Raw genomic sequence first — 14372 nt, 5'->3', positions numbered from 1 at the left:
GGCTGCGGGGTTTCCCGCCATGCCCAGGTCGGCCCGCTGGACACGCAGGTCGCGCAACGGCGCGGCGGGCGGTGAGGTCCGCCGTGCCGCCCCAGAGATCACTCGCCCGGCCGTACGAACACCGTCCGTCCGCCCACCACGGTGCGCAGGCAGACGGGCAGGTCGGAGCCCGGGGTCAGGTCGGGCAGGCCGGGAGTGCCGGAGCGGGGGTCGGTCGACCAGCGCGCGACCCGGTCGTCGGGCGCCTGGACGACCAGCTCACCGGTGCGCCACACGGCGTAGTCCGCGGGCGTGCCCGGCACCAGGACGCCCGCGTCGTCGCGTCCGGTCGCCCGCCAGCCGCCGCGCGTGTGCGCCGTGAACGCGGCGCGTACGGAGACCCGGTGCTCGGGCGTGCGATGGAAGGCGGCGGCCCGGACGGTGCCCCACGGGTCGAGGGGCGTGACCGGGCTGTCGGAACCGAGGGCGAGCGGGACGCCGGCGCGCAGCAGCGCGGCGAAGGGGTTCAGCGTCCTGGCACGCTCCACTCCGAGGCGCTGGGCGTACATGCCCTCGTCGCCGCCCCACAGCGCGTCGAAGGCCGGCTGCACGGACGCCGTCAGACCGAGCTCGGCAAAGGCCGCGATGGTGTCAGGGGTGAGCATCTCGGCGTGTTCGACGCGGTGGCGGGCGGCACGGATCCGGGCGAGGCCGACCTTCTCGGCGGCGGCGCGGACGCCCTCGACGACGGTGGTCAGGGCGGCGTCGCCGATCGCGTGGAAACCCGCCTGGAGGCCCGCCTCGGTGCAGGCGACGACATGGGCGGCGACGGCTGCCGCGTCGAGGTAGGCGGTGCCGGTGTGGTCGGCGTCGGCGTACGGCTCGTGCAGGCAGGCCGTGTGGGAGCCGAGGGCGCCGTCGACGAACAGATCCCCGGCGGCGCCGGCCGCCCCCAGCTCGCGCGCCTTCTCGACGTCCCGCTCGGCCCAGTAGCCGACGACCCGCGGCCCCGGCTCCTCGGCGGCGAGCCGGAGCAGCCCCGTGAAGTCGTCCTCGGAGGAGATCTCCGGCCCGGCGCACTCGTGGACCGAGCCGATGCCGAGGGACGCGGCGTGGGCGAGGGCGGCGCGCTGGGCCTCGGTGCGCTGGGCCGGGGTGACGGCGGCGAACGCGGCGGCGCGTACGGCGTGATGGGCGTCGCGGGTGAGGGGGCCGTCCTCCCGGTCGAGGCCCGGAACGAGGTCGAGCAAGGCGGTGGTGACGACCGCCGAATGCACGTCGATCCGGCTCAGGTAGAGGGGACGGCCGCCGGTGGCCTCGTCGAGCTCCGCGCGGGTCGGGGGACGGCCGCCCGGCCAGCGCGCTGCGTCCCAGCCGTGGCCGAGCAGGACGCGGTCGCTCGGGCGGGCCTCGGCGAAGCCCCGGACCAGCGCGAGGGCCGCCTCCAGGGAGGGCGCGCCGGACAGGTCGAGGCCGGTGAGTGCGAGGCCGGTGGACGTGATGTGCACATGCGCGTCGGTGAACGCCGGGGTGACCAGGGCGCCATCGAGGTCGATCACCTTGTCCACGCCGTCCGCGAAGGCGTCGGCCGCGCCCTCGGAGCCGACCCAGGCGACCTGGCCGCGCTCGACGACCATTGCGGTCGCGAACGGGTCGGCGGGGCTGTGGACCTCTCCGCGGCGGAGCAGGACGGTCTTCGGCGGGGCGGTGCGTTCACTCATGACCGACAGTTTCCCGCCCTGCGCCGGTTGTGCTGCACCCGGGGCCCGGCGGTCGGGGGCGACAGCCCCGTCCGGCCCGCTCAGATGCGCGGTGGCCGTGCCTCGTACGGCGTGGACAGCACCACCGTCGTCCGCGTCGACACCCCCGCCAGCGACCGCAGCCGCGCCAGCAGCTCCTCCAGCTCGTGGGGGGTGGCGACCCGCACCTTGAGGATGTAGTTCTCGTCGCCGGCCACGCTGTGGCAGGCCTCGATCTCGGGCACGTCCGCCAGGCGGTCCGCGATGTCGTCGGGAGCGCTGGGGTCGAACGGTTTCACCGAGATGAAGGCGGTCAGCGGCAGCCCGACGGCCTCCGGGTCGACGACCGCGGCGTACCCGCGGATGACGCCACGCTGCTCCAGCCGGCGCACCCGCTGGTGCACGGCCGACGTGGACAGGCCCGTGGCCTTGCCCAGGTCGGTGTAGCTCATCCGCCCGTCCTTGACGAGCAGCTGCACGATCTGTCGGTCCAGCTCCTCCATGGCGCTAGAACCTACAGTGCGCCTGATCTCCTCGGATACCTCAGCAGCGCAGGTCATACCCGGTTCGTGATGTGCCCGAGAGCCGGCCGTGAGCCGGCTGGGGGACGAACGTGCCGCGCCGGGCACCTGCGAGCGGCATGTGACGAACGCCACAGGCCTCGAACGGTCTCCGTGATGAAGTCGCGATTACCCCGGAGAGCGGACGGGAAGTGCTTGCTGTGGTCGAGGCCGCAGCGCCTTCACGGCCCAGCACGAGGGGGAGAATCCCATGCAGAGTCTTAAGCGCCCTGGTCGTACCGCGCCCAAGCGTCAGCAGCCGGTCGTCGAGCCCGAGCCGGAGGGTGTCGAACCCGACGCCTTCGAAGCGGACGAGCTCGACGCGTACGACACCTTCGAGATGTACCGGGTGATCTGCCCGGACTGCGCACAGCCCATCGCCTTGCTGGCGGACGAGGATTTCCTGCCGGAGCACGCGCTGTGCGCCTCGCCGTGGAACCCGTTCGGACTCACGGTCTGCGCCGGCACGGGCCGCAGGGCCGCCGACGCCCGGCCCGCGGACGAGTCCATCGAGCCCCAGGAGCAGGACACCGCCCTCCTACTGACGCTCCCTCAGGGGCTCGACTGGCGGATGCAGCCCTTCTCGCACGTCGGAGGCCCGGGCTCACGCCCGATGCGCGTGCCGTCGATGCGCCGCCACGCCGCCTGAGCGACCTCGCTCAACCCCAGTAGCTGCCCCTGCACCATGGCCCGCAGGCTGCCGTGGTGCAGGATCAGTGTGCCCGGGGCCCGGCGGGACGGCGAACGCGGCGTATCTCAACCGGCCCTTGGCACAGTGCAGTTGACGGTACGTCAGGTGACATCGACCGCCGGACGCAGTCCCGGACCGTTGCGTGAACGCACGCTCGATTCCGGAGATCGGTGACCTGCCCGCACTTGGTCGCGTTGCCCAGGTATGACCCCCACCTACTCCACGACCGGGCGTCAGCACCGAGCGTTCGTTCCCGCCTCGGCGGAATCGGTTCCGCGGACCCCTCCGCCGCCCGCGCCGCCGCTCCAGGACCCGCCCATCTACAGCGATCTGATGCGCACCTGGGCCAACCGCGGCCGCACGCTGCCGGGACGCCACGATCCGGAGTGGATCCGGCTGGCGGCGCCCCTGGTCAGGCGGGGTCAGTTCAGCGGGTCTCCGGACCCGCGAGGTGACGGGCGATGACCATCCGCTGGATCTGGTTGGTGCCCTCGACGATCTGCAGGACCTTGGCCTCGCGCATGTACCGCTCGACCGGGAAGTCCGCGGTGTAGCCGTATCCGCCGAGGATCTGCACGGCGTCCATGGTGACCTTCATCGCGGTGTCGGTGCAGTGCAGCTTGGCCATGGCCGCCTGCTTGGCGAAGGGCCGGCCGGCGTCCCGCAACCGTGCGGCGGCCAGGTACAGGGCGCGGCCCGCCTCGATCTGCGTGGCCATGTCGGCGAGCATGAAGCGCAGCCCCTGGAAGTCGGCGATCGGCCGCCCGAACTGCCGCCGCCCGGTCGCGTACGCGACGGCCTCGTCGAGCGCCGCCTGGGCCAGGCCGATCGCGCAGGCCGCGATGCCGAGCCGTCCGGAGTCGAGAGCGGACAGGGCGATCGCGAAGCCCTGGCCCTCGTCGCCGATGCGCCGGGCGTCGGGGACCCGTACGCCGTCGAAGTGGACCTGGGCGGTGGGCGAGCCCTTCATGCCCATCTTCTTCTCCGGGGCCGCCGCGCTCAGCCCTTCGGCGTCGCCGGGCACCAGGAACGCGGTGATCCCGCGCGGACCCTCCTCGCCGGTGCGAGCCATGACGGTGTAGAAGTCGGCGACCCCGCCGTGCGTGATCCAGGCCTTGGTGCCCGTGATCACCCAGTGGTCGCCGTCCCGGACGGCCTTCGTGCGCAGCGAGGCCGCGTCGGAGCCGGAGGAGGGCTCGGAGAGGCAGTACGCGCCGAGGAGACCGCCGCCGAGGATCGCGGGCAGGTGCTCGACCTGCTGCTCCTTGGTGCCGTAGGCGGCGAGGGCGTAGGAGGCGAGGGTGTGGACGCTGACGCCGAGGCCGACGGTCAGGCGGGCCGCGGCGAGCTCCTCGAGCACCTGCAGATAGACCTCGTACGGCTGGTCGCCGCCGCCGTACTCGGAGTCGTACGGCAGACCGAGCAGTCCCGACTCTGAGAGCAGGGTGAAAACCTCGCGCGGGAAGCGTCCGGCGTCCTCCTCCTCGGCCGCGTGCGGGGCGATCTCGCGCTGCGCGATGTCGCGGACGAGCGAGATCAGATCCCGGGCCTCGTCCGTGGGCAGTTGACGGTCCACCGGCTGCGGGGCGCGGTCGGGCATGGCGACGCTCTCCTCCCTTTCGGGCGCTGCGACGGAGGTGCCGTGGGTGGGCGGCTCCGCCGGGTCTCACGGGTGCCCAGCCGACGCTCCGGCTCCCGGGTCACGGAAGGCGCTGACCAGCGGCTGTGCGCTGTGAGTATGCCCGATCGAAGGCATCGAGTCACCGGTTAACGGTCGCTTACTTCAGGAAACCTCCGACCGCCGAAATTGGTCCGCACCATTGACCCACTGGTCTAGTCCTCCTACTGTGACGGACCAGCCGACGCTTCATCGCGTTCATGCCAATCGGCGCCCGTCCCCCTCTCCCCCACGAGGAGACACCCGATGCGAACCTCCCACCGCCCCCGCGCCCGGTTCCGGGCGCTTCTCGCCGCCGTGTGTTCCGCCGTCCTCGGCGCCGGACTGCTCGGCGGCGTCGGCACCGCCACCGCCGCCCCCACAGCGGAGCGGGCAGCCGGCTCCAAGGTCGTCGGCTACTTCACGGAGTGGGGCACCTACGACCGCAAGTACCTGGTCAAGAACATCGAGACCTCCGGCTCCGGCGCCGAGCTCACCCACATCAACTACGCCTTCGGCAATGTCACCGGCGGCAAGTGCGCCATCGGTGACGCCTATGCGGCGACCGACCGGGCCTACACCGCGGCCGAGTCGGTGGACGGCATCGCGGACACCTGGGACCAGCCGCTGCGTGGCACCTTCAACCAGCTGCGCAAGCTGAAGCAGAAGCACCCGGACCTCAAGATCCTGTGGTCGTTCGGCGGCTGGACCTGGTCCGGCGGCTTCGGCGAGGCCGCCCGCAACCCGGCCGCGTTCGCCCAGTCCTGCTACGACCTGGTCGAGAACTCCAGGTGGGCGGACGTCTTCGACGGCATCGACATCGACTGGGAGTACCCGAACGCGTGCGGCGCCACCTGTGACACCAGTGGCCGGGACGCGTTCAAGAACCTGATGGCGGCCGTGCGGGCGAAGTTCGGCTCCGGCAACCTGGTCACCGCGGCGATCACCGCGGACGCCACACCCGGCGGCAAGATCGACGCGGCCGACTACGCGGGCGCCGCACAGTACGTCGACTGGTACAGTCCGATGACGTACGACTTCTTCGGCGCCTGGGACACCACCGGCCCGACGGCACCCCACTCGCCCCTGACCTCGTACTCGGGCATCCCGAAGGCCGACTTCCACACGTCGGCCACCATCGCCAAGCTCAAGGGCCTCGGCATCCCGGCCTCCAAGCTGCTGCTCGGCATCGGCTTCTACGGGCGCGGCTGGACCGGCGTGACCCAGTCGGCGCCCGGCGGCACCGCGACCGGGGCGGCGGACGGAACGTACGAGGACGGCATCGAGGACTACAAGGTGCTGAAGACGAAGTGCCCGGCGACCGGCACGGTGGGCGGCACCGCGTACGCCAAGTGCGGGAACGACTGGTGGAGTTACGACACCCCCGCGACCGTCGCGACCAAGATGACGTACAAGAACCAGCAGGGCCTGGGCGGCACCTTCTTCTGGGAGCTGAGCGGCGACACCGCGGACGGTGAGCTGATCAAGGCGATCAACTAGCCGCCGGGAACGGTTCACCCGGGGCGGAGGTTCCTTCTCGGGCCTCCGCCCCTCGCTCATGGGTCCCGGCGGGCGGACGCGGGGGCCGGGTAGGCGGGGTCCAGTTCCTCGATGGCGCGCAGGGCACCGCCGAGGGTCTTCACCAGCAGCTCACGCATCGTGTCGCGGGAGAGCTCGGGCTGATCGATCCAGTCGAGGGTGGCGCCCTCGACGGCGCACACCCAGCCCAGCAGTCCCATCCGCGCGAGCGGGTCGATCTTCCGCCTGCCGTACGCCCCTTCGGCGATGGTCGCGACGATCGCCTCACGCACCCCGTCCCGGATCGCCTGCACCTCGGTGTCGAAACCGACGCCGCCGCTGACGATCGTGCGGTACGCGGCGTGGTTGTGCTCGGCGTAGCGCAGATAGCCGTCGATCGTGCGGTGGACCCGCTCCACCGGCGGGAGTTCCAGGCCGCCGGCCGCGAAGGTGACCAGGTCGGCGACCGAGTCCTGGACGATGGCCAGGTAGTAGCCGCGCTTGGAGTGGAAGTAGTAGTAGATCAGCCCCTTGGCGACATGCGCCTGCCGGGCGATGTCGTCCATCGACAGCGCGTCGTACGACGTGTCGGCGAACAACCTGCGCCCGATGGCGATGAGTTCGGCGCGGCGCGCCAGCGAACGCTCGGTGCCACGCGCCCGGGGGCGGGCCGCGTCGCGCTGTTGACTGATCTTCACTGTCGACCCTGGTTCCAACGGGCGGCGGGACACCCGCAGTATGTCAGGTCGCCGTGTGGGTCAGTTCACAGCAGACCGAGCTGAGTCAGGAGCATGGCGAGCACCACGACGAGGGTCCAGCCCATGACGTGCTCGACGATCTTCGGGCCGTCGTCCTTGGGTCCGCCGGTGCGAACGCGGGCGGCAGTGGCTGAGTGTGCGGTCATGGCGTCTCGCTGTGTGTCGTGCGTGCAGTGGACTCTCCCCCACCGATCCGTCCACCTTGCCACTCCCGGCGGCTTTTGCGGCGGAGACGTTGGTCACAGCCGAAGGCCCCCGGAGTGGGTCCGGGGGCCGTCACGGGCCGGTTCAGCGCACGCCCACCGCCGCGAGCGCCATGCGCTGGCGCGGGGTCGGACGGGCCGGGAAGTAGAGGTAGCAGACCCCGCCGGTGCCGGAGACGACCTTGCCGGAGGCGTTGTACCGCTTGGTCCTGAGCCAGATGTTCTCCCACTCGCGCCGCCGGTAGACGCGTCGCACCGCCTCGTTGCTCGGCGAGGCGGGGTCGTTGGCGATCACATCGCCGTCGGCGGTGAAGCCGATCACGGTCATCAGGTGGCCGGAGGTGCCGTATCCGGCTCCCGTCAGCTCCGACGCGAGGAACGACTGGGACGTTATGGCCGGGATCCCGGCGGCGATCAGTGCCTCCAGGTCGGTGAGCGAGCCGAGCCGGGTGACCACACCCTGCAGGCCCTTGAAGGTCGCGGCGTAGGCGGCGTTGAAGGGCCAGTTGCCGCAGCCCGCGTACTGGTAGTCGTAGGTGTACCGGGCGGCGTGGCACACCTGCGGGTCGGCGTAGCTCGGATCGACCCAGGCCAGCTGCTCCTCGCTGAGCCGGCCGCCCCAGTACTCGATGATCATCTGTGACGAGGTGGGGCTGCACCAGGCCTCGCCGCCGTTGTCGTACTCCGGGTACTGGCCCTTGTGGATCTCCTGCGAGTACCGCGGGACGATCAGCTCCTCGGCCAGGCCGGGTGTCGAGGCGGGGACGGTGAAGCGGTCGGGCACGTCGGAGCCCATGGCGCCGAGCCGCCACACGGTGGGGGTGAGCTTGGTGCCCGGCTTGCGGTACAGGGTCAGGCGCAGTCGGTACGAGGTGAGGCGCAGGCCGGTGGCCGGGTCGTCGACGGCGAAGGTGTCCGTCCAGACGGTGCTCCGGCCGTCGGTCTGGTCGTCCACCGAGGTCCGCCGGATGTCCTGGTCGCCGGCCGCCCAGCGGCCCATCACGTACCAGGGCGTGTCCGTGCCGTCGGAGTAGGTGCCGCGCAGTTCGACCTGGATCCAGGTGCCGGCCGGGGTGTGCGCGTTCCAGGAGGCGATGACCTCGGTGGAGGGGACGGCGAGCCGGTGGACCGGGGACGTCCAGGTCGCGTACTCCCAGGTGGACGTCTTGCCGGTGTGCGGGTCGGAGTAGTCGACGGTGCCCGCCGCGGTGGCGATCACGACGCCGGGTCGGGCGCCGGCGACGGCACGGGTGCCCTGGGCGGTGCCGCCGCGCCAGTCGGTGTACGTCGTCCAGGCGCGGTTGTCGACGGAGCGGGCGGTGGTCCGGGCGGGGCCGACCGCGGGGGTGTCCGGCTGGGGTCCGGGGTTGTCCGGACGGGTTCCGGCGACGGCCACCGCCGGGCCCGCACTGCCTGCGACGGCGGCGACGACCGCGGCGGCCAGGAGGGTTCTGCGGGACGGCTGTTCGGCTCTGCTCATGGGCGGAAGACTCCCGGGGTCCGAGTCGGGGGCTGGTCCAGTGCACAGTTGCGTGCGCCAACTATGGCCGTGGGGGCCCGGTACTGCCAGCACTTCGGGGCATGCCGCGCCCACCAATATTGGTAAGGACCACTGGCATGACCTGGAGAGGAGCACGCCGGAGCGCGGGGCATGATGGGGGCGTGTCACCCTCCAGTCCCGCCTCGCACCCCGCGCTGCACGACCTCGCCCGCAGACTGCGCGCCCTGCCGCCGTCCTGCGGCCCGGCCCGCCTCATCGGCGTCGACGGTCACGCGGGCGCCGGAAAGACCACGTTCGCCGGGCAGTTGGCCGAGGTGCTGGGCGGCGCGCCGGTGCTGCACCTCGACGACATCGCCAGCCATGACGAACTGTTCGCCTGGACCGGCCGGCTGCTGTCCCAGGTGATCGAGCCGCTGCGCCGCGGCGAGACGGCGCACTACGCCCCCTACGACTGGCGGGCCCGGCACTTCGGACCGCCCCGCCCGCTGCCGCCCGCGCCGGTGGTCCTGGTCGAGGGCGTCGGCGCGGGCCGCCGCGCTCTGCGCCCCCATCTGGCGCAGCTGCTGTGGCTGGAGCTGCCCCACGAGGAGGCCTGGGCGCGCGGGCAGTCACGCGACGGGGCGGAACAGCGCGAGTTCTGGGCCGGGTGGGTCCGGGCGGAGCGGCGGCATTTCGCCGAGGATCCCTCGCGACCGTTTGCCGACCTGCTGGTGCGGCAGGTGATGGAGGGGTATGAGGTGCTCCCGGGGCCCGCGGGACCTACTGGTCCGGACCAGCAAGTCACGCACGGTGACGGACCATCCGCAATGTGCTGAACTTGTGAAGACCCCTGCGGCGGAACTTGGCCGAGTGCCTCAACTCGGCTTGACCGGGGGCCCGTACAGGACTTACGTTCTCAATGAGCGGCCGAACGAGGTCGCCGACAGACGCGAAGCCCCCGGTTGTTCCCCCGTGATCGGGGGCTTCGTTCTGTCCTCTTCCACTTCTTCCGGGCGCTCCGAGGCTCGATCCCCTCACCCTCGGTCACCATGCGCAGTGTGCGCCCCCTCTGCTCCCACCTCGCCGAACAGCCGGTGCGGCACCCTTCGGCGGGCACCGACCCGCGGGTACGATGCCCTCGGTGCGACCTGCGGACGGCTGCTCCGCGCACCGTTGCAACTCCGGTCCGCGGCACAGCGGTTGGACCGAGTCGGTCGGCGGGCGACGGCCCGGCGGCGAACCAGCGGGGGCAGGTTTGTGGGGGGACGTGATGGACTTCGGCACGCAGGGCCCCGAGGCCCCTGCCGACCTCGCCTGGCTACGAGGCGTGGACGCCTACACGATGGGCGCCTATCCGCAGGCGGAGGAGGAGTTCCGGACCGCGGTACGGCTGGATCCCGGGATGGCCGACGGCTGGCTGGGGCTGCACGCGCTGCGCGTGGACACGACGACCGCGCTGCTCAGGATGTTCCGCCACCGTGAGCGCTTCGGGGAACAGCGCAGCCGACACCGCCGCACGCTCAACTCCTGGTACTGGCTGGGCTGGTGGGTGCAGCCCGTGCTGGAGAGCCCGCGCGATCTGCTGCTCGCGCACGCCTCGCACTGGCTGGACGGCCGCCACGTCCCGGAACTCGATCGCGCGCTCGCCGGTCTGCCGCCCGTCGACACCGATCCGCAGGTGCGTTTCCTGCATGCCTGCCGCGCCTATCTGGTGAAGGACTGGGAGCAGTTGGTGCGGCACACCGACCCGCTGCTGAGCGATCCCCTGCTCGGCATCGAGGCCGGTCTGTTCGGCGGCATGGCCCGGGTCCGCCTCGAGATGTACGGACAGGCCGAGCCACTGCTGTCGGCGGCCCTGATGCGCTGCCGCAGCGAGCAGCCGCAGCGCAAGGAGCTGCGCTACTGGCTGGCCCGCGCCCACGAGGGCACCGGTCGCTCGGCCGCCGCGCTCCCGCTGTACCGGGCGGTGCACCGCGTCGACCCCGCGTTCATGGACACTTCGGCCCGGCTGGCGGCGATCGCCGAGGGGGACGGGTACGACGACGCCACCGACCTCGCCGCGATCGCCCTCGCCGGGACCGGGCAGGACAGCCTGGACGGCCCCGACGCACTCGATCCGCTCTACGGCAGCGAGGGCCGGGACCTCAAGCTCTCCGAGCCCGGCCTGCCGCCGACCGGGCCCCCGCCCTCGGTCACCGACCCGGCGGTGCGGGAGAAGAACACCGGGCCCGCGCCGTCGCTGCCCGCCGGACCGACCGACCCCGCATTACTCGAGGAGGCGCTCGCCGAGCTCGAGCGCATGGTGGGCCTGGAGCCAGTGAAACGCCAGGTCAAAGCGCTGTCCGCGCAGTTGAACATGGCCCGGCTGCGGGCCGGGCAGGGGCTGCCTGTCCAGCCGCCGAAGCGGCACTTCGTCTTCTCCGGCCCCTCCGGCACCGGCAAGACCACGGTCGCCCGCATCCTGGGCCGGGTCTTCTACGCCCTCGGCCTGCTCGGCGGTGACCATCTCGTGGAGGCCCAGCGGGCCGACCTGGTCGGCGAGTACCTGGGGCAGACCGCCGTGAAGGCCAACGAACTGATCGACTCCGCGCTCGGCGGTGTGCTCTTCGTCGACGAGGCGTACTCGCTCTCCAACTCCGGTTACGGCAAGGGCGACGCGTACGGCGACGAGGCGCTCCAGGTGCTGCTGAAACGGGCCGAGGACAACCGCGACCACCTCGTGGTGATCCTGGCCGGGTATCCGGAGGGCATGGACCGCCTCCTCGCCGCCAACCCCGGCCTGTCCTCCCGCTTCACCACCCGCGTCGACTTCCCGTCGTACCGGCCCCTCGAGCTCACCGCGATCGGCGAGGTGCTGGCCGCGGAGAACGGGGACGTGTGGGACGAGGAGTCCCTGGAGGAGCTGCGGTCGATCGCGGGGCACGTCGTCGACCAGGGGTGGATCGACGAGCTGGGCAACGGGCGGTTCCTGCGGACGCTGTACGAGAAGAGCTGCGCGTACCGGGATCTGCGGTTGTCGGCGTATCCGGGGATGTTGTCGCGGGATGATTTGTCGACTTTGCGGTTGCCGGATCTGATGCAGGCGTATGGAGAGGTGCTGTCGGGTCGGGGGCCGCAGGATCCGTCGGCCATGTAACCCCCGTAGCTGCGGGCAGTCGTGCCTCCCCCAGTGCCTTAAGGGCCTGGGGGGACCCCCAGGGCGGCACGGGTGGGCGCAGCGGCACCCTGCCGGCGCGGGCGAGCGAAACCCCGCCCGCACCAGCACCCCGCAGCTACGTCTGGGCCAGCACCTCTTCCGGCGAACTGCCGCGAGGCTCCGGCATCTCCCGATGCGCCGGATCCCGCACCTCACCCACCAGCAGCTCCAGTACGTCCTCCAGCGCCACCAGCCCCAGCACCTTGCCCGCCCCGTCCGCCACCTGCGCAAGATGCGTGGCGGCCCGGCGCATCACCGTCAGCGCGTCGTCCAGCGCAAGCTCGGACCGCAACGTCGTCATGGGCCGCCAGAGATGCTGCGGAACCGCCCGTTCGGAGTCCTCGAGGTCGAGTACGTCCTTCACGTGCAGGTACCCCATGAAGGCGCCGTTCTCCGCGGCCACCGGGAAGCGGGAGTAGCCGGTGCGGGCGGTCAGCTCGATGATCCGGCCCGGCGTGACCGAGGGGCTGACCGTGATCAGCGACTCACGTCGGAGGAGGACGTCGGTGACCGGGCGGGAGCCCAGCTCCAGGGCGTCCTCCAGGCGCTCGGCCTCCTCGGGGTCGAGCAGGCCGGCCTGGCCGGAGTCCTCCACGAGCCGGTTGAGCTGCTCGCTGGTGAAGACCGCCTCCACCTCGTCCTTGGGCTCGACACGGAACAGTCGCAGGACGGCCCGGGAGCAGGCGCCGAGGGCGACCGTGATCGGCCGGCACAGCCGGGCGAAGGCGACCAGGCCCGGGCTGAGCCACAGCGCCGCCTTCTCCGGAGCCGCCATCGCCAGGTTCTTCGGGACCATCTCGCCGATGACCAGGTGGAAGAAGACGACGGTGGCGAGGGCGATGACGTACCCCAGCGGGTGCACCATCGCGTGCGGCAGGTGGATCCACTCGAAGACCGGCTCCAGCAGATGGGCCACCGTCGGTTCGGCGACCGCGCCCAGGGTCAGCGAGCAGACGGTGATGCCGAACTGTGCGGCGGCCATCATCTGCGGCAGCCGCTCCAGGCCGTACAGCACCTGCCGGGCCCGGGCGGTGCCGAGCGGTTCGATCTGGCTGCGGCGCACCGAGACCAGCGCGAACTCGGCGCCCACGAAGAAGCCGTTGGCGAGCACGAGCAGCGCGGCGAACAGGAGTTGGAGCACGCTCATCGCACGGCCTCCATGACAGGGGCGGTGCGCACGATGCGTACCCGCTCGGCGCGGTAGTGCCCGACCTGGCGCACGGCCAGCCGCCAGCCGGGGAGTTCGGCCCGGTCGCCGACGGCCGGGATCCGGCCGAGCAGGTCGGCGACCAGTCCTGCGACCGTCTCGTACGGGCCCTCGGGCACGTCGAGGCCGATGCGCCGCAGGACGTCGATCCGGCAGCTGCCGTCGGCATCCCAGGCGGGGCGGCCGTCCTCCGGCGGGGCGGCGGCGAGTTCGGGCTGTTCGTCGAGCACGTCGTCGTGCTCGTCACGGACCTCGCCGACGATCTCCTCGACGATGTCCTCCAGGGTGACCACGCCGGCCGTGCCGCCGTACTCGTCGACGACGACCGCGATCGGCTGCTCGCTGCGCAGTCGGGCGAGCAGCGGCCGGACCGGCAGTGTCTCCGGGACGAGCAGCGGCGGCCGGGCGATCCGGCCCACGGGGGTACGCAGCCGCTCGGAGGACAAGACGGCCAGGGCGTCCTTGAGATGGACCATGCCGACGATTTCGTCGATCTTCTCCCGGTAGACGGGGAAGCGGGACAGGCCGGTGGCGCGGGTCAGGTTGACCACATCCGCGGCGGTCGCCGAGGACTGGAGCGCGCTCACCTTCACGCGCGGGGTCATGACGTGCTGTGCGGTCAGCTCGCCGAGCGACAGCGTCCGTACGAAGAGGTCCGCGGTGTCCTGTTCCAGGGCACCTGCACGCGCCGAGTGCCGGGCCAGGGAGACGAGTTCGCCGGGGGTGCGAGCGGAGGCCAGCTCCTCGGTGGGCTCGATGCCCAGGGCGCGGACCAGGCGGTTGGCGACGGCGTTCAGTGCGGCGATCACCGGCCGGAACACGCGCGCGAAGACATGCTGCGGGCCCGCGACGAAGCGTGCGACCTGCAGCGGCCGGGACACCGCCCAGTTCTTGGGCACGAGTTCGCCGACCACCATCTGCACGGCCGAGGCCAGCAGCATGCCGACGACGACGGCCACGCCGGGCACGGCGCCCTCGGGTATGCCGACGGCCGTGAACGGACCGTCCAGCAGCCGGGCGAGCGCCGGTTCGGCGAGCATGCCGACGACGAGGGAGGTGATGGTGATGCCGAGCTGGGTGCCGGAGAGCTGGAAGGACAGTTCCTTCAGCGACTCGACGACCCGATGGGCGCGTCGGTCGCCCTCGGCTGCGGCCTTCTCGGCGTCCGGGCGGTCGACCGTCACCAGGCCGAACTCGGCGGCCACGAAGAAGCCGTTGGCGAGAATGAGCAGGAACGCGGCTGCCAGGAGCAGCAGAGGGATGGTCATGATGCCGCCGCCCGTGCGCTATGTCGGCAGGGGGCGGCGCAGGTACTACAGGACGATCCGTCCATCGCCGGAGGGAGTCACTCCTCGGGTAGCAGGAACCCCTGTGCACCGGCCGG

At 71.9% G+C, this 14372-nt stretch carries 13 protein-coding genes; 5 read left to right on the top strand and 8 right to left on the bottom strand.

All coding sequences use genetic code 11. The annotated features are described in order from the left end of the window. Positions 1-98: 98 nt before the first annotated feature. On the bottom strand, positions 99-1700 hold the full coding sequence (locus ACFVJQ_RS07220) for an amidohydrolase (protein ID WP_385781570.1): 1602 nt from the start codon (positions 1698-1700) through the stop codon (positions 99-101). Between the two features lie 80 nt (positions 1701-1780). Next, positions 1781-2221 carry an Lrp/AsnC family transcriptional regulator gene (locus ACFVJQ_RS07215; protein ID WP_076092236.1) on the bottom strand — a complete coding sequence of 147 codons (441 nt, stop codon included), beginning with the start codon at positions 2219-2221 and terminating at the stop codon, positions 1781-1783. Between the two features lie 268 nt (positions 2222-2489). Here ACFVJQ_RS07215 and ACFVJQ_RS07210 point away from each other — a divergent pair, with 268 nt between their 5' ends. Beyond that, positions 2490-2927, top strand: a complete 438-nt coding sequence (locus tag ACFVJQ_RS07210) for a hypothetical protein (protein ID WP_129796769.1) — start codon at positions 2490-2492, stop codon at positions 2925-2927. Positions 2928-3173: 246 nt separating this feature from the next. Next, entirely contained in the window at positions 3174-3434 is a 261-nt protein-coding gene (locus ACFVJQ_RS07205) for a hypothetical protein (RefSeq protein WP_224735216.1), read from the top strand. Here the strand turns inward: ACFVJQ_RS07205 and ACFVJQ_RS07200 are convergent. Then, positions 3397-4569, bottom strand: coding sequence for an acyl-CoA dehydrogenase (locus tag ACFVJQ_RS07200; protein ID WP_385781566.1), 1173 nt, complete (start codon positions 4567-4569; stop codon positions 3397-3399). The two genes, ACFVJQ_RS07205 and ACFVJQ_RS07200, sit on opposite strands and share 38 nt — an antisense overlap. 324 nt (positions 4570-4893) lie before the next feature. Between ACFVJQ_RS07200 and ACFVJQ_RS07195 the strand changes: the two genes are divergently transcribed. Further along, positions 4894-6126 (top strand): glycoside hydrolase family 18 protein, encoded by a 1233-nt coding sequence (locus ACFVJQ_RS07195; RefSeq protein ID WP_385511335.1) that lies wholly within the window; start codon positions 4894-4896, stop codon positions 6124-6126. A 56-nt stretch (positions 6127-6182) separates the two neighbouring features. Here ACFVJQ_RS07195 and ACFVJQ_RS07190 read toward each other — a convergent pair whose 3' ends face one another. From ACFVJQ_RS07190 to ACFVJQ_RS07180, 3 genes are all read right to left on the bottom strand, one after another. Beyond that, positions 6183-6842, bottom strand: coding sequence for a TetR/AcrR family transcriptional regulator (locus tag ACFVJQ_RS07190; RefSeq protein ID WP_385511337.1), 660 nt, complete (start codon positions 6840-6842; stop codon positions 6183-6185). A 65-nt stretch (positions 6843-6907) separates the two neighbouring features. Beyond that, on the bottom strand, positions 6908-7048 hold the full coding sequence (locus tag ACFVJQ_RS07185; RefSeq protein WP_224736058.1) for an SCO1431 family membrane protein: 141 nt from the start codon (positions 7046-7048) through the stop codon (positions 6908-6910). A 142-nt stretch (positions 7049-7190) separates the two neighbouring features. After that, the gene (locus tag ACFVJQ_RS07180) at positions 7191-8585 is read right to left on the bottom strand and encodes a peptidase C39 family protein (RefSeq protein WP_385511339.1); all 1395 of its coding nucleotides are present in this window, start codon (positions 8583-8585) and stop codon (positions 7191-7193) included. A gap of 182 nt (positions 8586-8767) precedes the next feature. Here ACFVJQ_RS07180 and ACFVJQ_RS07175 point away from each other — a divergent pair, with 182 nt between their 5' ends. Together ACFVJQ_RS07175 and ACFVJQ_RS07170 are read left to right on the top strand one after the other, a co-directional pair. Next, positions 8768-9421 (top strand): uridine kinase, encoded by a 654-nt coding sequence (locus ACFVJQ_RS07175; RefSeq protein ID WP_385781562.1) that lies wholly within the window; start codon positions 8768-8770, stop codon positions 9419-9421. Positions 9422-9855: 434 nt separating this feature from the next. Next, entirely contained in the window at positions 9856-11721 is a 1866-nt protein-coding gene (locus tag ACFVJQ_RS07170) for an AAA family ATPase (protein ID WP_385511340.1), read from the top strand. Between the two features lie 136 nt (positions 11722-11857). On the opposite strand, the gene ACFVJQ_RS07165 is transcribed toward ACFVJQ_RS07170, so the two are convergent. Beyond that, positions 11858-12928 (bottom strand): hemolysin family protein, encoded by a 1071-nt coding sequence (locus tag ACFVJQ_RS07165; protein ID WP_385511341.1) that lies wholly within the window; start codon positions 12926-12928, stop codon positions 11858-11860. After that, positions 12925-14256, bottom strand: a complete 1332-nt coding sequence (locus tag ACFVJQ_RS07160) for a hemolysin family protein (RefSeq protein ID WP_385511342.1) — start codon at positions 14254-14256, stop codon at positions 12925-12927. The genes ACFVJQ_RS07165 and ACFVJQ_RS07160 overlap by 4 nt, the downstream gene beginning before the upstream one ends. Between the last annotated feature and the right edge of the window lie 116 nt (positions 14257-14372).

The sequence above is a fragment of the Streptomyces sp. NPDC127197 genome (genome assembly GCF_042672405.1).
GTDB lineage: Bacteria > Actinomycetota > Actinomycetes > Streptomycetales > Streptomycetaceae > Streptomyces > Streptomyces flavusporus.
The sequence above is the reverse complement of the archived record's forward strand: the minus strand, read 5'-3'. Positions and strand labels throughout refer to the sequence as shown.

What these genes read in the sequence shown, in the direction of transcription:
- ACFVJQ_RS07220 (WP_385781570.1), bottom strand. Translation starts at nt 1,700, where the DNA reads ATGAGTGAACGCACCGCCCCGCCGAAGACCGTCCTGCTCCGCCGCGGA.
- ACFVJQ_RS07215 (WP_076092236.1), bottom strand. Translation starts at nt 2,221, where the DNA reads ATGGAGGAGCTGGACCGACAGATCGTGCAGCTGCTCGTCAAGGACGGG.
- ACFVJQ_RS07210 (WP_129796769.1), top strand. Translation starts at nt 2,490, where the DNA reads ATGCAGAGTCTTAAGCGCCCTGGTCGTACCGCGCCCAAGCGTCAGCAG.
- ACFVJQ_RS07205 (WP_224735216.1), top strand. Translation starts at nt 3,174, where the DNA reads ATGACCCCCACCTACTCCACGACCGGGCGTCAGCACCGAGCGTTCGTT.
- ACFVJQ_RS07200 (WP_385781566.1), bottom strand. Translation starts at nt 4,569, where the DNA reads ATGCCCGACCGCGCCCCGCAGCCGGTGGACCGTCAACTGCCCACGGAC.
- ACFVJQ_RS07195 (WP_385511335.1), top strand. Translation starts at nt 4,894, where the DNA reads ATGCGAACCTCCCACCGCCCCCGCGCCCGGTTCCGGGCGCTTCTCGCC.
- ACFVJQ_RS07185 (WP_224736058.1), bottom strand. Translation starts at nt 7,048, where the DNA reads ATGACCGCACACTCAGCCACTGCCGCCCGCGTTCGCACCGGCGGACCC.
- ACFVJQ_RS07180 (WP_385511339.1), bottom strand. Translation starts at nt 8,585, where the DNA reads ATGAGCAGAGCCGAACAGCCGTCCCGCAGAACCCTCCTGGCCGCCGCG.
- ACFVJQ_RS07170 (WP_385511340.1), top strand. Translation starts at nt 9,856, where the DNA reads ATGGACTTCGGCACGCAGGGCCCCGAGGCCCCTGCCGACCTCGCCTGG.
- ACFVJQ_RS07165 (WP_385511341.1), bottom strand. Translation starts at nt 12,928, where the DNA reads ATGAGCGTGCTCCAACTCCTGTTCGCCGCGCTGCTCGTGCTCGCCAAC.
- ACFVJQ_RS07160 (WP_385511342.1), bottom strand. Translation starts at nt 14,256, where the DNA reads ATGACCATCCCTCTGCTGCTCCTGGCAGCCGCGTTCCTGCTCATTCTC.